The sequence below is a fragment of the Pseudomonas sp. JAI111 genome, from assembly GCF_024809425.1.
Taxonomy (GTDB): Bacteria; Pseudomonadota; Gammaproteobacteria; order Pseudomonadales; family Pseudomonadaceae; genus Aquipseudomonas.
The window spans coordinates 194,825-219,584 of record NZ_JANUCB010000002.1; the positions used below are offsets into that span (position 1 = coordinate 194,825).

General features: G+C 58.7%; 19 protein-coding genes. 7 read left to right on the top strand and 12 right to left on the bottom strand.

Translation table 11 applies throughout. The annotated features are described in order from the left end of the window. Window positions 1-14 precede the first annotated feature (14 nt). The 4 genes from ubiG to HNR03_RS08500 all read left to right on the top strand — a co-directional run bounded on the left by ubiG (window position 15) and on the right by HNR03_RS08500 (window position 3,606). Entirely contained in the window at window positions 15-713 is a 699-nt protein-coding gene (ubiG, locus tag HNR03_RS08485; RefSeq protein ID WP_046042598.1) for a bifunctional 2-polyprenyl-6-hydroxyphenol methylase/3-demethylubiquinol 3-O-methyltransferase UbiG, read from the top strand. A 4-nt stretch (window positions 714-717) separates the two neighbouring features. Then, a complete protein-coding gene (mupP, locus tag HNR03_RS08490; RefSeq protein ID WP_222587937.1) occupies window positions 718-1,389 on the top strand; it encodes an N-acetylmuramic acid 6-phosphate phosphatase MupP in 672 nt (223 codons plus the stop codon). Between the two features lie 177 nt (window positions 1,390-1,566). Further along, the gene (locus HNR03_RS08495; protein WP_222587938.1) at window positions 1,567-2,307 is read left to right on the top strand and encodes a YciK family oxidoreductase; all 741 of its coding nucleotides are present in this window, start codon (window positions 1,567-1,569) and stop codon (window positions 2,305-2,307) included. Between the two features lie 372 nt (window positions 2,308-2,679). Beyond that, window positions 2,680-3,606, top strand: coding sequence for a GGDEF domain-containing protein (locus tag HNR03_RS08500; protein WP_222587939.1), 927 nt, complete (start codon window positions 2,680-2,682; stop codon window positions 3,604-3,606). 75 nt (window positions 3,607-3,681) lie between these two features. Here the strand turns inward: HNR03_RS08500 and HNR03_RS08505 are convergent, their stop codons facing one another. From HNR03_RS08505 to HNR03_RS08535, 7 genes are all read right to left on the bottom strand, one after another. Beyond that, a complete protein-coding gene (locus HNR03_RS08505) occupies window positions 3,682-4,443 on the bottom strand; it encodes a TenA family transcriptional regulator (RefSeq protein ID WP_405046048.1) in 762 nt (253 codons plus the stop codon). 78 nt (window positions 4,444-4,521) lie between these two features. Continuing rightward, window positions 4,522-6,981, bottom strand: a complete 2,460-nt coding sequence (locus tag HNR03_RS08510; protein ID WP_259152602.1) for an EAL domain-containing protein — start codon at window positions 6,979-6,981, stop codon at window positions 4,522-4,524. Between the two features lie 418 nt (window positions 6,982-7,399). Further along, window positions 7,400-9,217 carry an ABC transporter ATP-binding protein gene (locus HNR03_RS08515; RefSeq protein ID WP_259152603.1) on the bottom strand — a complete coding sequence of 606 codons (1,818 nt, stop codon included), beginning with the start codon at window positions 9,215-9,217 and terminating at the stop codon, window positions 7,400-7,402. Continuing rightward, window positions 9,210-9,812 carry a DsbA family protein gene (locus tag HNR03_RS08520; RefSeq protein WP_222590258.1) on the bottom strand — a complete coding sequence of 201 codons (603 nt, stop codon included), beginning with the start codon at window positions 9,810-9,812 and terminating at the stop codon, window positions 9,210-9,212. The genes HNR03_RS08515 and HNR03_RS08520 overlap by 8 nt, the downstream gene beginning before the upstream one ends. Before the next feature lie 39 nt (window positions 9,813-9,851). Continuing rightward, the gene (locus tag HNR03_RS08525) at window positions 9,852-10,793 is read right to left on the bottom strand and encodes a rhodanese-related sulfurtransferase (protein WP_222587943.1); all 942 of its coding nucleotides are present in this window, start codon (window positions 10,791-10,793) and stop codon (window positions 9,852-9,854) included. Between the two features lie 102 nt (window positions 10,794-10,895). Next, on the bottom strand, window positions 10,896-11,195 hold the full coding sequence (locus tag HNR03_RS08530; RefSeq protein WP_017340055.1) for a BolA family transcriptional regulator: 300 nt from the start codon (window positions 11,193-11,195) through the stop codon (window positions 10,896-10,898). Window positions 11,196-11,207: 12 nt separating this feature from the next. Next, window positions 11,208-11,732 (bottom strand): DUF2059 domain-containing protein, encoded by a 525-nt coding sequence (locus HNR03_RS08535; protein WP_033055281.1) that lies wholly within the window; start codon window positions 11,730-11,732, stop codon window positions 11,208-11,210. A gap of 191 nt (window positions 11,733-11,923) precedes the next feature. Here HNR03_RS08535 and HNR03_RS08540 point away from each other — a divergent pair, with 191 nt between their 5' ends. Next, a complete protein-coding gene (locus tag HNR03_RS08540; protein ID WP_222587944.1) occupies window positions 11,924-13,318 on the top strand; it encodes a class II fumarate hydratase in 1,395 nt (464 codons plus the stop codon). A gap of 122 nt (window positions 13,319-13,440) precedes the next feature. Here HNR03_RS08540 and HNR03_RS08545 read toward each other — a convergent pair whose 3' ends face one another. Then, window positions 13,441-14,400, bottom strand: coding sequence for a DMT family transporter (locus HNR03_RS08545; protein WP_222587945.1), 960 nt, complete (start codon window positions 14,398-14,400; stop codon window positions 13,441-13,443). A 213-nt stretch (window positions 14,401-14,613) separates the two neighbouring features. On the opposite strand from HNR03_RS08545, the gene HNR03_RS08550 reads away from it, so the two are divergent. Beyond that, complete coding sequence (locus HNR03_RS08550; protein WP_222587946.1) at window positions 14,614-14,808, top strand: DUF6316 family protein; 195 nt, start codon at window positions 14,614-14,616, stop codon at window positions 14,806-14,808. A 112-nt stretch (window positions 14,809-14,920) separates the two neighbouring features. Here the strand turns inward: HNR03_RS08550 and HNR03_RS08555 are convergent, their stop codons facing one another. Continuing rightward, the gene (locus tag HNR03_RS08555) at window positions 14,921-16,105 is read right to left on the bottom strand and encodes a thiolase family protein (RefSeq protein WP_259152604.1); all 1,185 of its coding nucleotides are present in this window, start codon (window positions 16,103-16,105) and stop codon (window positions 14,921-14,923) included. A 102-nt stretch (window positions 16,106-16,207) separates the two neighbouring features. After that, the gene (pap, locus tag HNR03_RS08560; RefSeq protein WP_222587948.1) at window positions 16,208-17,731 is read right to left on the bottom strand and encodes a polyphosphate:AMP phosphotransferase; all 1,524 of its coding nucleotides are present in this window, start codon (window positions 17,729-17,731) and stop codon (window positions 16,208-16,210) included. 160 nt (window positions 17,732-17,891) lie between these two features. Between pap and mnmC the strand changes: the two genes are divergently transcribed. Next, a complete protein-coding gene (gene mnmC / locus HNR03_RS08565) occupies window positions 17,892-19,871 on the top strand; it encodes a bifunctional tRNA (5-methylaminomethyl-2-thiouridine)(34)-methyltransferase MnmD/FAD-dependent 5-carboxymethylaminomethyl-2-thiouridine(34) oxidoreductase MnmC (protein WP_259152605.1) in 1,980 nt (659 codons plus the stop codon). A 3-nt stretch (window positions 19,872-19,874) separates the two neighbouring features. On the opposite strand, the gene HNR03_RS08570 is transcribed toward mnmC, so the two are convergent. Then, a complete protein-coding gene (locus HNR03_RS08570; protein WP_259152606.1) occupies window positions 19,875-21,275 on the bottom strand; it encodes an NEL-type E3 ubiquitin ligase domain-containing protein in 1,401 nt (466 codons plus the stop codon). Between the two features lie 3 nt (window positions 21,276-21,278). Next, window positions 21,279-24,677: a dermonecrotic toxin domain-containing protein gene (locus tag HNR03_RS08575; protein WP_259152607.1), complete on the bottom strand. Its 3,399-nt coding sequence runs from the start codon at window positions 24,675-24,677 to the stop codon at window positions 21,279-21,281. Window positions 24,678-24,760 lie beyond the last annotated feature (83 nt).

The following is a 24,760-nucleotide window of genomic DNA, read 5'->3' on the forward strand; positions in this document are numbered from 1 at the left end:
TAGAGGACTGAACCATGAGCAACGTCGACTACGCCGAAATCGCCAAATTCGAAGCCCTGGCGCATCGCTGGTGGGACCGCGAAAGCGAGTTCAAACCGCTGCACGACATCAACCCGCTGCGGGTCAACTGGATTGACGAGCGGGTCAATCTGGCCGGCAAGAAAGTCCTCGACGTCGGTTGCGGCGGCGGCATCCTCAGTGAAGCCATGGCCCAGCGTGGCGCCACCGTCATGGGCATCGACATGGGCGAAGCGCCACTGGCAGTCGCGCAACTGCATCAACTGGAATCGGGCGTGAGCGTCGAATACCGGCAGATCACCGCCGAAGCGCTGGCAGAAGAAATGCCCGAGCAGTTTGATGTGGTCACGTGCCTGGAAATGCTTGAACACGTGCCGGACCCGTCCTCGGTGATCCGCGCCTGCTTCCGCATGGTCAAGCCCGGCGGCCAGGTGTTCTTCTCCACCATCAACCGCAATCCGAAGGCGTACCTGTTCGCCATCGTCGGCGCCGAATACATCATGAAGCTGCTGCCGCGCGGCACTCACGACTTCAAGAAATTCATCCGTCCTTCCGAACTGGGCGCCTGGAGCCGCATGGCCGGCCTGACCGTCAAGGACATCATCGGGCTGACGTACAACCCGCTGACCAAGCACTACAAACTGGCGGCCGACGTGGACGTCAACTACATGATCCAGACCCTGCGCGAGGAGTAAGCCGATGCGTATCAGAGCAGTCCTTTTCGACATGGACGGCACCCTGCTCGACACCGCGCCGGACTTCATTGCCATTTGTCAGGCAATGCGCGCTGATCGCGGTTTGCCGCTGATGAACGACAAACATATTCGCGACGAGATTTCCGGCGGCGCCAAGGCGATGGTCGCGGTGACCTTCTCCATGGACCCGGAATCGCCAGGCTTCGAGGAGCTTCGCCTGGAGTTCCTTGAGCGCTACCTGGTCGGCTGCGCGGTGCACAGCAAGCTGTTCGACGGCATGGGCGCACTGCTGGCCGACATCGAGAAGGCCAACCTGATCTGGGGCGTGGTGACCAACAAGCCACTGCGCTTCGCCGAGCCGATCATGCAGCAACTTGGGCTGGCCGAACGCTCGGCCTTGTTGATCTGCCCGGATCACGTGAAGAACAGCAAACCAGACCCTGAGCCGCTGATCCTGGCGTGCAAGATGCTCGACCTGGACCCGGCCAGCGTGCTGTTCGTGGGTGACGACTTGCGCGATATCGAATCGGGGCGTGATGCCGGCACCAAAACGGCGGCCGTGACCTACGGCTACATTCACCCGGAAGACAACCCTCGGCACTGGGGAGCAGACGTGGTGGTGGATCATCCATTGGAGTTGCGCAAGGTGCTCGATAGCGCCCTGTGTGGCTGCTGAGCCGCTTTCGTAGCGGCATGGTTTCCAAGGGGTTTGAGCACTACTAATGTGGGAGCGAGCCTGCTCGCGATGGCGTCATCACATTCAACAACCCTGTTGACTGAGCCGCCACTATCGCGAGCAGGCTCACTCCCACAGGATCGCGCTTGACCTGAAGAATTTTTGTTGAGGTTTCTTATGTTTGATTATTCCGCACGTCCTGAACTGCTCAAGGACCGGGTCATCCTGGTCACCGGCGCGGGCCGCGGCATCGGCGCGGCAGCGGCGAAAACCTATGCCGCCCATGGCGCCACCGTATTGCTGCTGGGCAAGACCGAAGCCAATCTGACGCAGGTCTATGACGACATCGAGGCCGCCGGGCATCCTCAGCCGGTGGTGATCCCGTTCAATCTGGAAACCGCCCTGCCCCATCAATACGATGAGCTGGCCGCGATGATCGAAACAGAGTTCGGCCACCTTGACGGCTTGCTGCATAACGCCTCGATCATCGGTCCGCGCACGCCGATCGAGCAGTTGTCCGGCGAGAACTTCATGCGCGTCATGCACATCAACGTCAACGCCATGTTCATGCTTACCAGCACCCTGCTGCCACTGCTCAAGCTGTCCCAGGACGCCTCGGTGGTATTCACCTCCAGCAGCGTGGGCCGCAAGGGTCGCGCGTACTGGGGCGCTTACGGCGTGTCCAAGTTTGCAACCGAAGGCTTGATGCAAACCCTGGCTGACGAAGTCGATACCGTCGCCCCCGTGCGCTCCAACAGCATCAACCCCGGCGCCACCCGCACCAGCATGCGTGCCCAGGCTTATCCGGGAGAAAATCCGCTGAATAACCCAACGCCGGAAGAAATCATGCCGGTGTACCTGTATCTGATGGGTCCGGACAGCACCGGCATCAATGGCCAGGCTTTCAACGCTCAGTAAAAGCCACACGTCGCTTTTTTGTGTCGCGTCGACATCTCGGCGCGGCACTTAAAGGACGCCTTAATCACACGGTTTCTGTCAATTCGACGTCACTTATTGTGCAAATTACTCCATCACATCCCTCAAGGCATTGATTAAAAAGGATTTTTATCTGAAGGAACTCATTGGCATGACTTTCGCTCTAATTTTGCTCAGACACGCCGTGTGAAAGCTATCGGGCGGACGCCTCAGTCGAAGGTTACTTATATTCGACAAAGCGGACTAAACTTGCGCCAAATGTCCTACGGGACTGATGGACCAGTATGACGCGCAGCCCAAAGCCGCTCTCACCCAGCCTGTAAGACAGCCTTACTGCTTAGGGGCTCACGCCATATGAAATCACCATCCCAGACCAGCGCAATTGACTTCGATAACGCCAAATTGCAGCGCCTGGGCTTTGGTCAAAAGCCTCCCGTTCTGGAGCGGCCATTCAGCCTCGCACAATTGCGTCAGCAACTTGGCCAGCAGCTGCAGACCAGCCTTGAGCCACAACGCATTCTCGGACTTTTCTTCCGCGAGATTCAGCGTGTCGTGCCACTGGATGCGCTGACTTATAAGCACCCCGCCAGCGACTTGCGCCTGGAGCTCGGGCAGCGCGGCCATCATTCGGTCACCTATAGCCTCGTTCATGAAGATGAGAACCTGGGTGAACTGATTTTCCGCCGCAACCAGCGGTTCAGCGAATACGAACAGGCCTCGCTGGAATCGTTGCTGCCCACTTTGCTGTTTCCGATCCGCAACGCCCTGCTCTATCGGGCCGCGACTCAAAGCGCATTGCGCGATCCACTGACCGGTACTGGTAATCGCATCGCGATGGATCAGACGCTGCAGCGTGAAATCGAGATGTCGCGAAGGCACTTGATGCCGTTGTCGCTACTGATGCTGGATATCGATCATTTCAAAAATGTAAATGACAACTACGGACACAGCGCAGGCGATGACGTGCTCAAGGCTGTCGCAGCCTCGATCAAGAATCAGTTGCGCAACGTGGACATGGTGTTTCGCTTTGGGGGCGAAGAATTCCTGATCCTGCTTTCCAATACCAATCGGGAAGCAGCGGCCATGGTTGGCGAACGATTGCGGTTTGCAGCGCAGGCCGAGCACTACAAGGCCGACGGCAACCTGGTCGAACTGACGGTCAGCCTGGGTTGTTCGACCCTGCTGCCCGGAGAGTCTGCCGAAAGCTTGTTGCGACGGGCCGACAGCGCGCTGTATGTCGCCAAGCGCGAGGGGCGTAACCGGTTGCAGATGGCGGGCTGAGAACATCAGCGACACCATAAAAAAATGAGGGAGCGAGTAAACTCGCTCCCTCATTTTGTGTGTGTTACCGATGGATCAGCTTTCGGCGAGCGCCATGCGCTCACGTGCCACGGGAGCCTTTTCCGAATGCTCCAGCTGCATGCACCGCTCCAGAAACAGGTGCATGTAGTCATAGCTCTTGCAGACGGCCTGACGCAATTCCACTTGCAGTGATTTGCTCGGATTCATGCCGGCCAGCGTGCAGATGATTTCCAGCGCTTCCCATGGATGGGCATCGTCGTACTGGGCGTGCATCTTCAACCACTTCATGGCCCGCTTGCGATCCTCCTCAGGGAAGGCTGCCGCATACACGCCGCTGGAACAGACCAGCGCCGACCACTCCCCGGTGGCGCCTTCGATCGCATAGTTGGTGGCGGCGATGGCGACGATCAGAGAATCTGCCGAGCTGGTGTGCCAGCACCAGTGGCTCAACGCGTGAAGTTCCGGGGCAACGTGTTGCGCCTGCAGATCTTCCAGGCTGACGCCATGTGCCCGACTCCAGTTCACCCAGTAATCGGCATGGTTCAATTCGACACGAATGTTGCGCATCAGCCAACGACGCGCCATGTCCTCGCCGGGGTGGCGGGCAAAGCGGGTCTTGGTCAGGTTCTGTGCCATGTATAACGCGAACTGTTCAACCACCGGCCAGCCACCAATGAGGTACTGACGCATGGTTTTTGCGCTGAGTTTGTTATCTCGCATGCGCTGATACAGTTCGTGCTCGACAACCCGGCGCTTACTCTCGCTGCAATCCTTGATGAGCTGTTGCGCCCAGGCTGGATAACTTGCAGCTTCCATGAGTGGTCCGGTTCGGTTGAATGTGTCGATCACTGTCGGGCTCCTTTTGATTGTGATTGTTAGGATCAGCTAGAGATTTCAACGGAACGTGCCAGGCGCCTTGAACAACAAAGGTTGGGGCCTGGCGGGGCGACTTTGCAAACTATCGCAGGTAAACAGATGCGGGCGTTCAATGACATACCCTTGAGCGAAATCGACCCCGATCTCCAGCAGTGCCTGCTCGATCTGGGGCGTCTCTACAAACTCGGCAATCGTGCGCTTACCCATGACATGGCCGATGTGATTGATCACTTCTACCATGGCGCGGTTAATCGGGTCGTCCAGCATATCCTTTACGAAACTTCCATCGATCTTCAAGAAGTCTACAGGTAAATGTTTCAAGTAGGCGAATGAGGACATCCCGGCGCAGAAGTCATCCAATGAAAAATGGCAACCTAAACCTTTGAGTTCGTTAATAAATCTGATCGCGCTTCCCAAATTTGAAATTGCGCTGGTTTCTGTAATTTCAAAACAAATCATTTCAGGAGGAATGGACCACACAACAAACTGTTCGCGCAAGAAGTCCAGGAACGCGTCATCTCCGATAGTCGTGCCTGACAGATTGATCGCACACATGGCCAAAGGACCTTTGCGCTCTTCTGCAATACATTGGGCAATGATCTTGAAAACGTTCTCCACCACCCAGCGGTCCAGCGCAGTCATCAGCCCATAACGCTCTGCCGCCGGAATGAAACTGTCGGGCAATATCATGCGCCCGGCTTCGTCATGCAGACGCAGCAGGATTTCTATATGCCCGCCGCCCTGTTGAGTGTGTCCAAGCGGCGCGATTTCCTGGGAGTAGAGGCAAAAGCGGTCTTCTTCGAGCGCCATGTGCAAGCGCTGCACCCACGCCATTTCACCGAATCGCAGGGACAACTCCGAATCATCGGCATGATAGACCTGCACACGATTACGCCCCTTTTCCTTGGCCATGTAACAGGCCATATCCGCGGCGCGCAACGAGGCTTCAAGAGTTGTCGGCGTTTGCGCGACATGAACCAGCCCGATGCTGACTGTCGTCACGAAAGGCCGGCCTTTCCAGACAAAGTGCAGATTCTGGACGGTCTGACGCAGGTTCTCGGCAATTTTCTCGGCCGCTTCCGGCGGACAGTTTTCCAGCAAGATACCGAACTCGTCGCCGCCCAGCCGTGCCAGGGTGTCACCTTCGCGCAAGCCCGATTGCAGCAACGCGCAGATATGCCGCAACAGTTCATCGCCCGCCGCGTGACCGCAGGTGTCGTTGACCAGCTTGAATTGATCCAGGTCGAGAAACATCAAGGCGTGGCGACCGGAGTGCCGCGTCAGGTTGTGCATGACCTGCTCCAGGCGATACTCGAACTCCCGGCGGTTGGCCAGCCCGGTCAAGGCGTCATGGGTCGCCTGCCAGGACAGATTGGCGATGTACTGGCGCTCCTGGGTCATGTCATGCAAGACCAGCACCGTGCCACTGACCTTGCCGGCATTACGGATCGGCGCGCCGACCAGGGTGACAGACACAGTGCTGCCATCCAGACGCTGGATCAGTTTGGAATGTTCGCTGCCGCCGCTGAGCTGACCGCTCAGGATGTGTTCAATCAGCGTGAACCCTTCGGCCTGAGCGTTTTCATCCAGCAGATTGAACAAGGCTGCCAGCGGCAAGCCGATGGCTTGCTCGCCTTTCCAGTGGGTCAGTGCCTCGGCCGCCGGGTTCATGTAGGCGATCGCCCCCTCGACATCTGTGGTAATCACCCCGTCGCCAATGGATTGCAACGTGATCTGCGCCCGGTCTTTCTCCAACTGCAAGGCCTCGGCGAAAGCATGGCGCTGCTTGAGCAGTTTGTGCGTGCGCATCAGGGCCAATGCAATCAAGCCCAGGGCCGTGGCGAGGTTCGTCACCAGCAGCAGGCGCAAAATCAGACGCGAGCCCTCGCCCAAGGCATCACTGAACGCTTTGGCGGCAGGCGTCACACCGTCGTTGATCGCAAAAATCTGTGCCTTCCAGCGCTTGATGTCGGCGTCCGAAGCCTGACCTCCGGTAATACGCTGATGCATGTCCTGGGCGACGTCATCGAGCTGGACCAGATAGGAATCACCCACCGTCCAACGATCGATGGCCTTTTCCAGGTAACTGAAATGCCTGAAATTGAGGTAAAGCCAGATCAGGCTGGAGACGTCATCAGGGTGGTTGCCACCTTTGAGAATGGCTACGCGCGCCGCTTCGATATTCGGCGGCTGGTGGTCCAGCGCCAACCGCAACTCGTGCCCCCCCTGAGGTACGGCAATGGCGTTCTGGTACTTGAGAAAAATCGCCCCGTCACGACTGTCCGCGTAGAGATTAAGGTAATAGATGGCATCCTTCTGGCCCTTGGACCAGAGGCTTTCCCCGGCGACATAGCCGCGAACCGCCGAAAGCACATACAGACTGACCCCACCCAATAGCGCCTGAAACAGCACTACCGCGATAAATGGCCAGACGATGCCCAACAACCTTGGCGTTCCGAGAGTCCGCTTTTGCTTCATGAGGTCCCTTGTTTTAGCACTGCCAGATCATCATTCCACGTGATCGCTAAAGCTAGACTAGGGTGCGTAATCGATCCCGGCAAGCCAGCGCCCATATTTTGCGCATACACGTGCCTGGGACCGATCAGCGCTTTGCCGTCGAGCCGTGGACTTGTACCGCGTTTTTTTATTCGTTCGGGCTGAAACGGGGTCTCCCTTCCGTCGGCCACATACTAGCGCATCTACAGGCGCCGAATCCGACAACCTGGCACAACCTGCGTACAGACAATTCGCTTCAATGAAACATCAACGCGCGCCTTGCGACGACGAACAGGCTGACAGCATTACTGTGCAAAATCAGTTAATTGGCAGACCGGGTAACAGCCTTCACAGTTCCAAAAACCGACGCACAATGATGCTGAAGTGCGACACACTTCACTCAATGTTGCTGCAAATGCCCATAAAGCTTGGCGTACAAACCACCTTCGGCAATCAGTTGCTGATGGTCGCCATCCTCGGCAATTTGTCCGCCGTCGAACACCAGCACCCGATCGGCCTGCTTCACCGCCGACAACCGATGCGCAATGATCAGCGTGGTGCGGTGGCTCAGAAACCGCGCCAACGCCTGGTGCAGGTTGTATTCGGTGGCCGCGTCCAGCGCCGAGGTCGCCTCATCGAGAATCACGACCTTGGGTTCGGCCAGCACCATCCGCGCAATGGCCAGTCGTTGACGCTGCCCCCCGGACAGACGCACTCCGGAACGTCCGACAATGCTGTCCAGACCATCGGGCAACGCTCGGACGGTCTGGTGCAACTGCGCAATTTCCAGCGCCTGCCAGCAGGCCTCGTCGCTACGCAGACGGCCCATCGTCAGGTTGGCACGGATGGTGTCGTTGAACAGCGCAGGGTGCTGCAAGACCACGGCAACGTTTTCCCGCACGACTTCCAGACCTATCTCCTGCTGAGTCGAGCCACCGAAGCGAATGGTCCCGGCAAGCGGCGTGTACAGCCCCAGCAGCAATTGCACAAGGGTGCTTTTGCCGCCGCCACTGGCACCGACGATGGCGACTTTTTCACCGGGCGCGATGGACAGGTCCATCTTGTTCAATACCAGCTCGTCGCTATAGCCGAAACTCAGCCCCCGGACTTCAATGCCCACGGTGTCACGCCCCTGGAACGGATCGACCCCACCGGGGTATTGCGGCTCATCGGCGCGGGCCAGCAGTTCGTTGATCCGCGACAATGCACCGCTGGCGGCGTAATAGGCGTACTGCAAATTGAGCAGTTGCTCCACCGGACCGATCATGAACCACAGGTAGCTGAACACCGCCAGCATCTCGCCGATGGACAGGTCGGAAAACAGCACGGTGAGCATCGCTGCCGCGCGGAAAATATCGATTCCGAACTGGAACAGCAAACCGCTGGCACGGTTGGAGGCATCGGTTTTCCACTGCGAGTTCACGGCATAATCGCGCACTTCCCGGGCTCGTTGTCCCAGGCGCCCGAGGAAAAACCCCTGACGGTTGCCGGCGCGCACTTCCTGAATGGCATCGAGTGTTTCGGTCAGCGCCTGGGTGAAGCGCGAAGTGCTGTCGTTCTCGAGTTTCTTGAGGTGCTTGACCCGCTTGCCCAACTGCACCGTCGCGTAAATCACCAACGGGTTGAACAGCAAGATCAGCAGCGCCAGCTTCCAGTGCATCCACATCAGGATCGATGCGGTGCCCACCAACGTCAGCATGGCGACTAGAAAACGGCTGAGGGTTTCGCCGACGAATTTATCCAGCGTGTCCAGGTCGGTGACCAGGTGCGTGGTCACCGTGCCGCTGCCCAGGCTTTCGTATTCGCCCAGGGAAATGCACTTGAGCCGCTCAATCAGCCGCACACGAATGCGATAGACGATGTCCTTGGCCAACGCCGCAAACAACTTCGCCTGCACCACGTTGAACAACAGGGCGCCACAGCGCAGCAACAAGGTCACCAGCAGCATCAGGCCGATGTAGCCTGCCGCTTTCTGCCAGCCTTGGGGCAGTGCGTGATTCATGATCTTCAGGGCGGCGTCGCCATGCCCCAGCAACACTTCGTCGACCAGCAATGGCAACAGCAACGGAATCGGCACGCTGCACAAAGTAGCCAGCACCGCGACGCCGTTGGCGATCCACAGGGATTTTTTATGGTGCAGGGCCAAACGACGGATTTCGGCCCAACTCAGCCGATCGACACGCTTGGGAGCGGGCGCGCCATCGGGCAGGTCATGCACAGGCGGCGCGCTCCAGCCAACGGCCAAGCAACGGCGAAAGCTCACTTAAAGGTTGGTAACCATTGGTCAGCAGAGCCAGTTGACCATTGCGTTCAGCCAGCAATGTCGGGAAGCCGGCAATGCCCAGGTCCTGGACCCAAGTAAAGTCGGCAGCAGTCGCAGCGTGCTGATCGGCACGATCGAAGGCGGCAGCAAATTCGATGCGCGGCAGACCGGCTTTCTCAGCCAGTTCCACCAGCACACTGGCGTGCGTAACGTCGCGACCTTCGGCGTAGAACGCGTGCTGAATCAGGCCGAGCAGTTTCCACGCGCAATCCGGCGCCAGGCTGCGCGCGGTCACCAGTGCCCGGCAGGCAGGCTCGGTGTCGTAGACAAACCCGTCTGGCAATGCGCCTTCGATTTTGAACGGCTGGCCGGTGGCCTTGTGGACCGCCTGCCAGTGCTCAAGAATGTAGCGCCGGGTGGTCGGCTCCAACGCCGAGCCACTGCCGGTGCGTAAACCACCGACCACCAAATGCACCTCCACGCCTGCCGCGCGCGCCTGCTCGACCAGCGCATTGGCGACGGGCGCAAAGCCCCAGCACCAGGAACACATCGGGTCCATCACATAGAGCAGGCGGCGTGCAGACATGGTTCAAGCCTCGGAAGGAGTTTGCTTGTAGTTGTAGCCGATCGGGTGAGGCAAGTTGCGCGCTTTGGCCAGTTCGATCTGCTTCTGCCGATCAATGGCACTGCGGCGGGTCTTCTCGCTCAGCGTGTTCCAGCAATGCGGGCAGCTGATGCCGGCCACGTAGTGCTCTGAGGCGCGGTCTTCGACGCTCACCGGCGTACGACAGGCATGACACTGATCGTAGTCGCCTTCGCTGAGGTCGTGACGCACGGTCACGCGGTTGTCGAACACAAAGCAGTCGCCCTGCCATTTGGTTTCTTCCTGCGGCACCTCTTCGAGGTACTTCAGGATGCCACCCTTGAGATGGTAAACCTCATCGAAGCCCTGGCTGAGCATGTAGCTCGACGCCTTCTCGCAACGAATGCCGCCGGTGCAGAACATCGCGACTTTCTTATGTACGGCCGGGTCGAAATTGGCTTTGATGTAGTCAGGGAATTCACGAAAACTGGTGGTTTTCGGATCGATGGCGCCTTCGAAGGTGCCGATCGAGACCTCGTAATCGTTGCGGGTGTCGATCAACAGCACTTCAGGATCGCTGATCAACGCATTCCAGTTCTGCGGATCGACGTAGGTGCCGACCTTTTTGTTCGGGTCCACGCCGTCGACGCCGAGGGTGACGATTTCTTTCTTGAGCTTGACCTTGGTGCGGTAGAACGGCTGGTCGTCGCAGTACGACTCTTTGTGGTCGATGTCGTCCATGCGCGGGTCGTTCTTGAGCCAGGCCATCAGCCCGTCGATGCCTTCACGGCTGCCGGACACGGTGCCATTGATGCCTTCTTCGGCGATCAGCAGCGTGCCTTTGATGCCGTTGTCGACCATGGCTTGCAGCAATGGCTCGCGCAGGGCGACGTAATCTTCCAGGGTGACGAACTTATACAGTGCCGCCACGACAATCTTTTGTGTCATGGGTGATTCTCCAGGTGGCTACCCTCGCAAAGGGTGAACCGGATGCGAAAAAAAACGCGCCGGGTAAGCGGCGCGTTGCGGATTCTAGCAAAAAACCTAGGGTTAATGCTTGCTGCCGCCGGCACAGGTTGGCGAGGCCGGAGCCGCATCGATCTGTGCCCATTCTTCTGGCGTGTAGGTATGCAGCGCCAACGCATGGAACTCGCCCATCAGCTCGCCGAGCGTGCCGTAGACTTTCTGGTGACGCTTGACGCGGTTGAGCCCCTCGAACTGCTGGCTGACCACCACGGCCTTGTAATGGGTCTGCAACCCACGGCTGTGCATGTGGCTCTCATCCAGCACTTGCAGGTGCTCGGGCTGTAACAGGCCCAGCGTCGATTCGATGCGTTGTTGCATGGTCATACCGAACTCCGCTTATGGCTTTTTCTTGGCAGGAGCAGCGGCGCCTTTAGGCTCCAGCTCGGCCGTCATGTCAGCCAGCAGTTTGTTGACCACAGGCACTGCGCTTTCCAGCTTGGCTTGAGTCATCTGGGCCGATTGCTGAGTCAGCTGCGGCATTTTTTCCAGGACTTTCTTGCCCAGAGGCGACTGGTAGAAAGCAACCAGGTCCTTGAGCTCGGATTCGCTGAAGTTGGTGGTGTAGAGCTTGACCATGTCCGGCTTCAGCTTGTTCCAGCCAATGGCTTGGTCCAGCGCTGCGTTGGCTTTGGCCTGGTAAGTTTCCAACAAGGCTTTTTTCGACTCGGGGGCTTTGGTCTGTTCAAAGCGCTGAGCGAACATTTGCTGCACTTGCATGTACACCGGAGTGCCCAATTTGTCAGCGTGCGCCAGGGTCAGGAAAGCTTCGGCACTGGCGTTATGGCTGGCGGTATCGGCAAAAACAGGGCCGCTGGCGCAAACCAGTGCAACCGCGGTACAGATGGCACGAAGACGAGTCATCGAGTTTCCTTTTCTAGCAGGCGAGGTAAAACCCCAAGGGCGTCCATTCTGCGCCTAAAAAAGTGTGTCGCTCAACCCCAAGCCTTGTCGGGTCTGATTTAGAGGGGTTGAACGGTCAAAAAACAGACTGATGGAACCACGGCCGGCGATCACGGCCTAAACTGCGCTATCGACCTACAGGAGTGTGCAAGATGAGCCGTATCGAAACCGACAGCCTTGGCCAGGTGGAAGTCCCGGATGAGGCCTACTGGGGCGCTCAGACGCAACGCTCGCTGATTAACTTCGCCATCGGCAACGAACGCATGCCACTGGCTGTGCTGCATGCACTGGCGCTGATCAAGAAAGCCGCGGCGCGAGTCAATGACCGCAACGGTGATCTGCCCGCCGACATTGCCCGGCTGATCGAACAGGCCGCCGACGAAGTGCTCGACGGCAGCCACGACGACCAGTTCCCGCTGGTGGTCTGGCAGACCGGCAGCGGCACCCAGAGCAACATGAACGTCAACGAAGTGATTGCCGGACGTGCCAACGAATTGGCCGGCAACCCGCGCGGCGGCAAGTCGCCGGTGCATCCCAACGATCACGTCAATCGCTCCCAGAGCTCCAACGACTGCTTCCCGACGGCCATGCACATCGCCACCGTTCAGGCGGTCCAGCAGCATTTGCTGCCGGCCATCAGCGAGCTGTCTGGCGGCTTGGCTGAGCTGTCGGCGCGGCACATGAAACTGGTCAAGACCGGCCGGACCCACATGATGGATGCCACGCCGATCACCTTCGGCCAGGAACTCTCGGCATTCATCGCACAACTGGATTACGCCGAACGGGCGATCCGCAGCGCGCTGCCAGCGGTATGCGAGTTGGCACAGGGCGGCACCGCCGTCGGCACCGGGCTGAACTCGCCGCATGGTTTTGGCGAGGCGATCGCTGCCGAATTGGCCGCCCTCTCCGGCCTGCCGTTCGTCACCGCACCGAACAAGTTCGCCGCGCTGGCTGGACATGAGCCGCTGACTACCTTGTCCGGAGCGCTGAAAACCCTTGCCGTGACCCTGATGAAAATCGCCAACGACCTGCGTCTGCTGGGTTCCGGGCCGCGCGCCGGGTTCGCTGAAGTGAAGCTGCCGGCCAACGAACCGGGCAGCTCGATCATGCCGGGCAAGGTCAACCCGACGCAGTGTGAAGCGCTGTCGATGCTTGCGTGTCAGGTCTTGGGCAATGACGTCGCCATCGGTTTTGCGGCGAGTCAGGGCCACTTGCAATTGAACGTGTTCAAACCGGTAATCATCCACAACCTGCTGCAATCGATCCGCCTGCTGGGCGATGGCTGCAGCAACTTCCAGCAGCACTGCATCGCCGGCCTTGAGCCGGATGCGGCGAAAATGGCCGAGCACCTGGAACGCGGATTGATGCTGGTGACGGCGCTGAACCCGCATATCGGTTATGACAAGTCGGCGGAGATTGCCAAGAAGGCGTACGCCGAAGGGCTGACTCTGCGGGAAGCGGCGTTGCAGTTGGGCTATCTGACCGACGAACAGTTTGATGCGTGGGTGCGGCCGGAGAATATGCTGGAGGCCGGGGCCAAGGGCTGAATCTTGTAGTGATTGTTAGTCCGTCATCGCGAGCAAGCTCGCTCCCACAGGTGGCCGCGTTCTTCTGATAGGACTCGGTTAAATGTGGGAGCGAGCCTGCTCGCGATGAACGATGACACGGTTCAGCTTACGGACATCCGAACGCGTCGGGCCCGAAGCCCCGCCATCAACGAAGGCCCCAATGCCACCAGCGCCGATCCCAGCACCACCAGCACCGCTCCTCCATACCCCAGACCATTGATCGTCTCGGCGTGCACATACTCCGGCCATAACCACGCCGCCACGGCGACAGCAGCGAACGTCACCAACGGTGTAATTGCCAACGTCGCACTGACCCGTGAAGCTTCCCAATGCGCCAGCGCTTCGGCAAATGCGCCGTAGGCAATCAGCGTGTTCATGCAGCACGCCAGCAGCAGCCAGCCTTGCAGCGGACTGAGTTGCAGCGCTTCCAGCGGATGCACCCATGGCGTTAGCAACAGAGCACAGAACAGGTAGATCACCATCATCACCTGCAATGAATTCCACACCGTCAGCAATTGCTTCTGCCCCAGTGCGTAAAAGGTCCAGACGGTTGAGGCCAACAACACCAGCAACACACCCGCGGTGTAATCACTCAGCGACGTCAACAACTCGACCAGACGCTGGTTGAAAAACAGACCGAAGCCGATCAGCAGCACCAGCAGGCCTATCCCCTGCCCCACGCTGAACCGCTCCTTGAACACAAACAGACTGGCGATCAGCAGCATGATCGGGCCCATCTGCACCACCAGTTGCGCGGTGCCAGGGCTGAGCAGGTTCAAGCCCATCAGGTACAGCACGTAGTTGCCGACCAGACCGAGCACCGCCATCACCACCAGCCAGCCACCGCGCGGGCCGAGGGCTTTACGGCTGGGCAAACGCCTGGTCGCGGCCAGGTAAACGAACAGGCAACCGCCAGACACGATCAGGCGAAACCAGGTGACGGTCACCGGGTCCATCACCAGCAGCACTTGCTTGAGTTTGATCGGCAGGATTCCCCACAACAACGCGGTCAGCAAGGCCAGGAAGAGACCGTAAACCCAGCGACCGGATGAAATGTGCATGCGAACCCCGAAAAAGCCAGATGGCAAGAGAGACCATTCTAGGCTCAGACCGGAGGGCGACACAGGCACAGTTACTGGCAGGCCGCGAATGAAACTGTGCAGGTCGCATCAAAAATCTGACGAAGTGCCGTCGATCAGATGGACAGGCGCCGCAAGTGGTTCATGCATAAGCTCATTGGGTCCGCCAACAAGAACATCCACCAGGAGACAGCCATGTACGGCATGCGCGCCAAGGACCCAGCTCCCGCCACGTACTTTCGCAGTGAGCGTTTGTGCCGTGTGAATGGGCAATTGTTTTTCGTTACCCGGGAAAACACCCTCGAGGGGCCGTTTGAAAACCAGGAGAAGGCGATGCGGGAGATCCAGACTTACATCGAGCGCAAGCTGCTTTTGAGTATGAGCCTGTAGACCGAGGCGAGTGCATCGCGGGCAAGCCGGCTCCCACATTGGAATTCAATCCACTGTGGGAGCCGGCCTGCCCGCGATAGCTATTTAACAATCGCTACAAATCTTGAAATTTTTAACGCACCGCCTCAAACAACCCGGTCGCCCCCATCCCGCCACCCACGCACATGGTGACCACGCCGTAGCGCAAATTGCGCCGTTGCAACTCACGCACGATATGCCCGACCTGACGCGATCCGGTCATGCCAAACGGGTGGCCAATGGAAATCGAGCCGCCATTGACGTTGTACTTGTCGTTGTCGATTTCCAGGCGATTGCGGCTGTACAGGCACTGTGAAGCGAAGGCTTCGTTGAGCTCCCAGAGGTCTATGTCCGCCACCTGCAAACCCTTGGCCTTGAGAAGTTTGGGCACCGAGAACACCGGGCCGATGCCCATCTCGTCCGGCTCGCAGCCAGCGACCGCGAAGCCACGGAAAAACGCTTTAGGCTTCAGACCCAGTTCCAGCGCTTTATCCAGGCTCATCACCAGCGTCATCGACGCGCCATCGGACAATTGCGAAGAGTTGCCCGCCGTCACCGAGCCGTCTTCAGCAAACACCGGCTTCAACCCGGCCAGGCTTTGCAGCGTGGTGTCCGGGCGATTGCAGTCGTCGTGATCGACGATACCGTCGAGGATTTGAATCTGGCCGGTGGCCTTGTCTTCAACCCGATACTTCACCGCCATTGGCACGATTTCATCGTCGAACAATCCAGCGGCCTGCGCTTGCGCGGTTCGTTGCTGGCTTTGCAGGGCGTACAGATCCTGCTCTTCACGGCTGACGTGGTAGCGGCGCGCGACGATTTCGGCAGTCTGCCCCATCGGGAAATAAATGCCCGGCACCTGCTCTTTCAGCAGCGGGTTGATGAGGTTGTCGGTGTTAACGCTTTTCATGGTCAGGCTGATGGACTCCACACCACCGGCAACAATGATGTCGCTGCAACCCGAAGCGATCTGGTTGGCGGCAATGGCAATGGCTTGCAAGCCCGAGGAGCAGAAACGGTTGAGGGTCATGCCGGCGGTGCCGATGCCCAACCGCGACAACACCGCGACATTGCGCCCGATGTTGAAGCCCTGCGCGCCTTCGTTGGAGCCCGCACCGACGATGCAATCCTCGACGCTGGCAGGGTCAATGCCCGAGCGCTCCAGCAGCGCGTTGACACAATGCGCCGCCATGTCGTCCGGACGGGTCTGGTTGAACTTGCCGCGAAAGGATTTGGCCAGGCCGGTCCGCACGCTGTCGACGATCACCACTTCACGCATGGCATACCTCATTGTTGTTGTCGGTTGAGAGTGGACCGAGCATAAGTCCACCGCATAACCGACCGCGACAATCATTCACCCCGCGTATGCGTAACCATCGCCTCACTGCTTGTGTTTTTTCGCCTTCCTAGCCTGCTTGTCTGATTTATTGAACGCTTCTTCCAGCGCATGGTTGATGGTGCGCAGGACTTTGACCCGAGCCCAGCGCTTGTCATTGGCCTCCACCAGCGTCCACGGCGAAATTTCGGTGCTGGTGCGGTCAACCATGTCGCCCACCGCCTCACGATAAGCGTCCCATCGTTCACGGTTGCGCCAGTCGTCTTCGGTGATCTTGAAACGCTTGAAGGGAATATTTTCGCGCGCTTGGAATCGCTCCAGTTGCGTCGCCTTGTCGATGGCCAGCCAGAACTTGACCACGATAACGCCCGAATCGGAAATCTGCTCTTCGAAATCATTGATCTCGCTGTAAGCCCGCAGCCAGTCGGCGGGTGGACAGAAGCCTTCAACGCGCTCGACCAAGACCCGGCCGTACCACGATCGATCGAACACCGTGAATTTGCCCTTGGCCGGAATGTGCCGCCAGAACCGCCACAGATAGGGCTGCGCCCGTTCCTCTTCGGTGGGTGCGGCAATCGGCACGATGTTGTATTGACGGGGGTCGAGCGCGGCGGCGACCCGACGAATCGCTCCGCCCTTGCCCGCTGCATCATTGCCTTCGAACACTGCCACCAAGGCGTGTCGGCGCATGCGTTTGTCGCGCATCAAGCCCGAGAATCGCGCCTGTTCGGTAATCAGTTGCTCTTCGTAATCGTCCTTATCCAGATTGAGGGTCAGGTCCAGGCTATCGAGCAGGTTCAACTGGTCGACATGGATCGGCAGCGGCGCCGCGTTGACCTTGTCCGCGTGCACCTGGGTACGTTGCAGGGCATTTTGCAAACCTTCGAGCAGGATCTTGCCCACCGTCAGGCTGCGATAATGCGCATCCATCCCTTCAATCACATGCCAGGGCGCGTAGTCACGGCTGGTGCGGCGCAACACGCGTTCGCCGTATTTAACGAACTTGTCGTAAGTTGCCGATTGCTGCCAGTCCAGCGGGCTGATGCGCCAACTGTGCAGCGGATCGTCGGCGAGCGCCTTGAGCCGTGCCTTCATTTGTTTCTTGGAGAGGTGAAACCAGAACTTGAAGATCAGCGTGCCTTCATCGCACAACATTTTTTCAAAGCGTTCGGACTGGTTGATCGCCTGATCCAGTACCGCATCCTTGAACAAGCCATGCACCCGACCTTGCAGCATCTGGCTGTACCAGTTGCCAAAGAACACCCCCATGCGCCCGCTGGCCGGCAGCATCCGCCAATAGCGCCAGGCCGGTGGTCGCGCCAGTTCTTCGTCGGTCTGTTGATCGAACGTGCGGACCTCGATCAAGCGTGGGTCCATCCACTCGTTGAGCAACTTGACCGTTTCACCCTTGCCGGCGCCTTCGATGCCGTTGATCAAAATAATCACCGCAAAGCGTTTTTGCTGCTGGAGGTCGAACTGCGCTTCAAGCAAGGCCTCACGCAGCGCCGGCACTTCGGCGTCATAGGTTTCTTTGTCGATGGCGTGACCGATTTCAGCAGATTCGAACATGGACAGCTCCCTTTCCCGTATTGAGCAAGACTAGCGGATTGGGCCGTCAGTCCGTAGAGAAAATTCCCTTGGGCAAGGTTATGAGGTGCGCAGCTGCCATGGATCAAGCGTCGCCGCGGCGATCGGCTAGAATGGCCACCTTGCCGTTGCAGAGCCTGCCATGAAACCTGTATTGCCTAACGCCCAACTTGACTGGGACGACCAGGGACTTCCGCGTTCGCGAGTCTTTGACGATGTGTATTTTTCCAACCAGTCAGGCCTTGAAGAAACCCGTTACGTATTCCTTGAACAGAACGGATTGCGTGAACGCTTTGCGGCGTTGCCAGCCGGCGGTCGACTGGTCATTGGCGAAACGGGCTTCGGCACCGGGCTTAACTTTCTGTGTGCCTGGCAGTTGTTCGAGCAGCAGGCAGTGGCCGGTGCGCGCCTGCATTTTGTCAGCGTCGAAAAATACCCGTTGAGCGCCCCGGACCTGCAACGGGCACTGGCGTTATGGCCGGAACTCAAGCCGTTTGCCGATCAATTGCTGGCGCACTACGTGGCGATCCATCAAGGCTTCCAGCGACTGGTTCTGGACAATGGCCGCGTGACCCTGACCTTGTTGATCGGCGATGCACTGGAACAGCTGCCGCAGCTGGATGCACGGATCGATGCCTGGTTTCTCGACGGTTTCGCCCCGGCGAAAAACCCCGACATGTGGACCGCCGAACTGTTTGCCGAACTGGCGCGTCTGGCCGCGCCAGGATCGACCATCAGCACCTTCACCAGTACGGGTTGGGTACGCCGCCTGCTGAATGCAGCAGGGTTCAAGATGAAGCGCACGCCGGGCATTGGCCATAAGTGGGAAATCCTGCGCGGAGTGTTCCTCGGCTGGCCTGAAGAAACTGCAGCGCCCGTTGCCGCCAAGCCCTGGTTCGCACGCCCGACGCCAGCGTACGGTGAACGTCATGCGCTGGTGATCGGCGCCGGCCTGGCCGGTTGCGCGACGGCCGCCAGCCTCGCTGCGCGGGGTTGGCAAGTGAGTCTGCTGGAGCGACATGACGCACTGGCACAGGAAGCCTCGGGCAATCCCCAAGGCGTTTTGTACCTCAAGCTTTCGGCCCACGGTACGGCGTTGTCGCAGTTGATTGTCAGTGGTTTCGGTTACACCCGACGTCTGCTCGAGCATCTGCAGCGCGGCGTTGACTGGGACGATTGCGGCGTATTGCAACTGGCGTTCAACGCCAAGGAAGCGCAACGCCAGGCGCAATTGGCGCAAGCCTTTCCCGAAGATTTATTGCACACGCTCGATCAGCAACACGCACGGATTCGCGCGGGTGTCGACCTGCAATGGGGCGGCCTGTTCTATCCCGAAGGCGGTTGGGTGCACCCGCCCGCACTTTGCACATGGCAAGCAGCGCATCCGGGTATCCGGATCCTGACGCACCACGATGTGCTGCAACTGCGTCGTGAGCAGGGACATTGGCAAGCATGGGACGGCGAGCGTTTGCTGGCCAGCGCGCCAACGGTGGTACTGGCCGGTGCGGCCGACATCAAGCGTTTCGACTTCAGTAGCGATTTACCTCTCAAACGTATTCGCGGCCAAATCACCCGACTGCGCCAGACACCAGAAAGCCAAGGCCTGAGCACCGTCGTGTGCGCCGAAGGCTATGTCGCGCCGGCTCGCTTGGGCGAGCACACACTTGGCGCGAGTTTTGATTTCAACAACGACGACCTGACGCCAACAGCCGCCGAGCATGCCGGCAATCTGCACATGCTCGAAGAAATCTCGATGGATCTGGTGGCTCGACTTGGCGCCGACACCTTACAACCCGAGACGCTGGAAGGTCGCGCAGCGTTTCGCTGTACCAGCCCCGACTACCTGCCGATTGTCGGCCCTCTGGCAGACCGTGAGGCCTTCGCCGACGCCTACGCCTCCCTGGGCAAGGATGCCCGGCAAACCCCGGACATCCCGTGCCCATGGCTGCAGGGCGTATACATCAACAGCGGCCACGGGTCGCGTGGGCTGATCACCGCGCCCTTGTCAGGGGAGTTGCTGGCGGCCTGGCTTGACGACGAACCATTGCCACTGCCCAGAGCCGTGGCCGAGGCCTGTCATCCGAACCGCTTTGCCCTGCGGCGACTGATCCGGGGCCAATAAACCTCAACTGCCCGGCAGCGCACAGATGCCCAGGTCGTCAATTCTCAACGCGGCCTGGGTCAACTGCTCGAACACGGCGTTCTGCGCGGCTTCCTTTTCAGCCTTGATCACCGACACCTGGAGCAGATAGTCGGCCGTCGAGAGGGTGTCCGCCTTCTCGAACACCGCCTGCATCTTCGCCGGGTAAGTCACGTTGAGCGCCGCTAAGCTTCGCGGGTAATGGCGACCAAGGTAATCGGTCCAGAACGGCTGGCGTATCAGGAACCGCATGAAGGCCGGCGACAGTTCAGCGTTTTTGATGGTTCGCTCCGCATTATCGAGCATGGCTTGCGACACACCACTCAACGTTGCATAGCGCATATGCTTCGGTTGCCCCGGCAGCTCGAAGGTCTGTGCCAGCCCGGTACGAAAGGCAAGGCTGACTTCAAGCGGGTCTGCCTTGGGATCCTGCGCAATGTGCTTCTGGGCAATCTGATCCAATTGATCGAGTCGAAACAGGCCGCGTCCCAGCTTCAACAACTGTGCCGCCGCCGAGTGCGCGGCAGTGGCCGACTTAATCACCCTGTCCACTTCCACCGCGACTTCCAGGTGACTGAAGTTCAACGCCGCTGAATCCGTGCAGTTGATTGGATTGGCCGCCAACTCAAACACCTGCTCGCGTATTGGCGTGTCCGCCTCGGCAGCCTCCAGCACGCTCCAGACTCGATGGGTCATGTCCTCGCGCACATGTTCGGTATCGGCGGTATCGCCCAGCTCGGCCAGCAATCGAAACAGACCATCCGCGGCGGGATCGTCTTTGATCGCCGTCCAGGTTGAGGTGCGCGCAGGTGATGCCCACTCTTGCGGTAACCAGAGTTCCCGGGCTCGCTGTTCATTCAAGCGTTCAATATCGTCTTCGAGATAACCCATGCCGATTCCGATCCGGTCACGGTAACGCTGGAGCTGGGAACGACTGGCGCCGGAAAGCGGGTTGTGTCGCACGTTGAGCGCCTCACTGAACTGTCGGGGGGTGTTGAACAACCAGTCCGGCAGCATTTTGATCTCGTTATCGCGCAAATCCACTCGCTCCAGATTGGGTAGGCGCGACAGGTTTTTCGGCAGCTCAGTGGCATGGGTATCGCGCAACGACAGGTACCGCAAGTCGAACTGCTTGCTCACGTCGAGCGTGGCACCAAGCCTTCGGTTAGCGCTCAGGTTGAGGTTTTCAAGCGTACGCATCCCGGACAGCTTCTTCAGGGTCTGCTCGGTCAATTGCAGGTCATTGTTGGCCAAACTCAGTTGCTTGAGGTTCGGCATTACCGAAAGCACTTCGGGTAACTGGGTAAGCTTGTTGTCCTTGAGATCCAGCGACTCGATCTTTCTGAATGCCTTGATGAAATAGGCGACGTCGTTGTCCAGCTCCATATTCTAGAGTGACAGCGATTCCACGTGATCGAAATTCAGCTGTGGTGGCAATATCGGCAGCTTGCCCACGCGCATCCCGTCGAGCTTGAAACCTTGCACCGACAAACCTTTTTCATTGCGCAGAAAACTCAGGCGTCGCCAACAGTGTTCGATAATGTCAGATACCTGTCGACGGCTATGGCGTCGTTCAACCTTTTCCGCTGTCGAGTTCATCTCACTCTCATCGCCGCTCCAGACTTCAAGCGACCGCCGCAATGTTTTCAATGCCTGCTGTAGAGTTTTGACCTCTTTCGCCCGCGTCAGATGATCGCTGCCCAACCCGTCCAGAAACGTATGAGCCTGACTGTCGGAAAATAGCGGATACAGTTTCTGGACTTTGCGCACCAGCGCTCGAGGGTGGGTCGAACCCGGCACCGGCGCATCGGCCGGCATGCACGACGCCGGCGAGATCGGCTCATCAAGGGCCGCACCAGTAAATACACGCTCGGTGACGGGTCGATCATCAAGGCCCTTGCTCAGCAAATCACGACGCAGGCGCACGCCTTCGCTCTCTTCAAGATTTACGATGCCCATGGCAGTACGCTGGCCCTGAGGTATGGCGCGCAGAATCGACTGGTAAAAACCGCTTGATCCGCTGGCAGCAACGCCCAGCGATTGACCCTCTGCGGTGAACGCTTCATAACCGGTCGCACTGCGAACGATGATCCGTTTGAGCGTCGCGTCCACTTTACCGGCACTGGCCGACAACGAACCGGTCAACGATCCTTGACGCAGTTCCAGGCGCAGCGTGTTGCTCCAGCCGCTCAATCGCGGCAGCAGTTGAATCGCCAGCTTTTGGGAATCGATCTCTGCGATATCGGGCAAATAGAGCCCAGACAACGCACGGTCCAGTCGCACGTCGGCCACTGCTCGGCGAACCTTTTGCGCCAGGCCCATTGGTACCCGTCCAGTGGTTCGCAGGTGCAAACGTTCGGTGCTGGTTGCCCCCTCGATCAACTCCTGCGCCAGGCCAACGGAAAGTTCAGGGAATACACCGCGTATCTTTTGCACATCGCCGATGCCGTTCTGTTCGTAGCGTTGATAGAGGTGCCTGAACACAGACTGGCGATCGGACTTGATCGCAGCCCCGAGTTTTTTCGCCAACGCTTTACTTTCGTTACCCTTGACGACGCCTGCGCCCAGCAACGCATCGACTTCACGCGGGTACAGACCCGCAACGACCGTCTCAAGCAGTTCACCCTTGTTCAACTGCGCCTGGGTCACTTCAACACTCAACTCCTCATCAGCCACAAGAGTTGAAGGCGGGTACATCGCGGTGACCTTGCCCTTGTCATCGAGCACTTCGATGTAGCGCTCCGCAGGCCAATCGGGCAGAGACGGCAAGGTGTGCAGTTGTGCCTGAGCATGACCGGCATTTGCCACGTCTGCGGCCTGCATGTCGGCAATGAAATCACTCAAATACTGCTCGATCCGAAACCGTTCGATGCAATTTTTCAATCGGGCGGGCAGCCTTTGGTTTTCTTCACACAGGTGATTCAACCGGGTGACCGGGTTATCGGTGATTTTGCGGATGGTTTCCAGCCGCTCTTCGTCGAGTACCGCCAGGCGCGGGTCGATACGTTTCAGCGCATAGGCGCCGCTGCTCCACGTTTGCGGCTGTTCATGCGCAAAACGCCAGCCACCCTCGCTGTTGTGCTCGACGATGGGCGAAAAAGCATCGCTACGCACAGGATGCCTGACGCGCCACTTGCCCTCGGATGAATCGAAAGCAACTTCATAAGTGCAACCATCAATCCTGACAAAACGCCGCGCGTTGACCCGATAGAACCCTTCGGCGTCGGCGTTCACCCCGACAGTCGTTGCCTGCTGGTACGGTTCCATGTCCGGCTTCCAGAGTCGCGGTTTCCCTGCCGTGTTTTCGACGGCGATAAAGCGACTGAAAAAATCCGGATGCGCCGCAACGGTCCGCTTGATCAACGAACCGATGGCCTTGGTGCCGGCCGCAAACGCCGCCATCATCGCAATATTTTCGGCCACATTGAGCAAATGCCCCACCGCGCCAACCTTGTCCTCATGGCGCCAGTCTTCAATGCCGTCGTAAACCTCACCCAGCAGTTGTCCGACGGCGACACCCATCATCAACTGCCCCAGCACCGGGACAAACAGTCCGGCGATGTTGGCGATCAACAAGCCTGCTTCTTCGTAATCCAGCAGCCGTTTCTGACGGACTTCGGCGTCTACCTGCGCAGTCGGTACGGCCAATACCAGGGCATCACTTTTCATCTTCGTGACATGGCTTTGACAGAGGAAACTCAACAGCGTCGAAGGGATGGCTGGCGTGTCGAGCGCCCAAGGCTCGGTGTTGGCGAGGGAGGTAAAAAAATCGGTCCTGTTGCTTTCATCAATGTAGCCGGCAAAAAAATCGGCATAGGCACTGACCTTCAGTTGCTGACCCAAATACCACTGGAACAGCGCGAACGTGGTGTATTCGTAAATCGGCCGAGTTGGCTCGTTGGGCATATACACGACGCACGCGTCCACGGGATGGTCCTTGAGCGAGCGCTTTGAAAAGATCACCACGCCCCACAGGCACATGCCGAACATCTCCAGCCCTTGCAATTGAACCGGTACGGTCTCGTAAAGAATCGGGGTAATACCCGGCGCCGTGCCGGTGCCACCGGTCAATGCCAGGCCTTCAAACATCTGAAAAGCCGATTCGCCGATATGCCCTTTCAAGTACGCAGCGTGCGCATCGACTTTCAGGGCACTCCATTTGAGCTGGCGGATATCAGCGTCGAGCGTGCCTGCCGTGAACGTCGCATCGAAATGACGCTGATATCGCTGCCCCAGATCAAGGTCGCGGCAGACCTTGGCAAAGGCCTCGGGCGTCAGCCGTGGCACGCCCCTGGGGGTAGAAGCCACACGCACGATCGAGCCGGCAGGAAAGCCATCGTCCTCGGTTTCATCCTCGGTGAAGTTATGCATCGCCGCCTGCAACAGGCTGCGCTTGGCGATCACATTCAGTTTTTCAGCATCATCGGGCGAGGTGGATCCGGCGCAACCACAGTCAAAACCCGGCAGCTCGACACCATCATGCTCGACATCGAATACAACGCCGTATTGCCGCGTCAGCGCTTCGGTCAGTTCAACGCGACAGAATTCGTCCAGTGGCTTGAGCCGATCAAGCGCCGGCTGGACTTTGAGCTGACAGGCTTGAAGTTCATGCAGGGCGGTTGCAAACGCCACGATTTTTTCCGGCGTTGCATCAGCGAGCCACACAGGAAGGGTCTTTTGCAGAGACTCGGCGGTTTCCAGATCGCCGGTCATCAGCATCAAGGCGGCGAGCCGGTCTGTGGTCGTGAACGGCTTGATCGCCGCAACAATGGGGTCCTTCACGGGCATACGCAATGTTCCTTATTGCATACAAAAGAGCCCCTACCGTAGCGAATTCATCGGCCAATGAATAACGCAAAAACCAAGGTGTT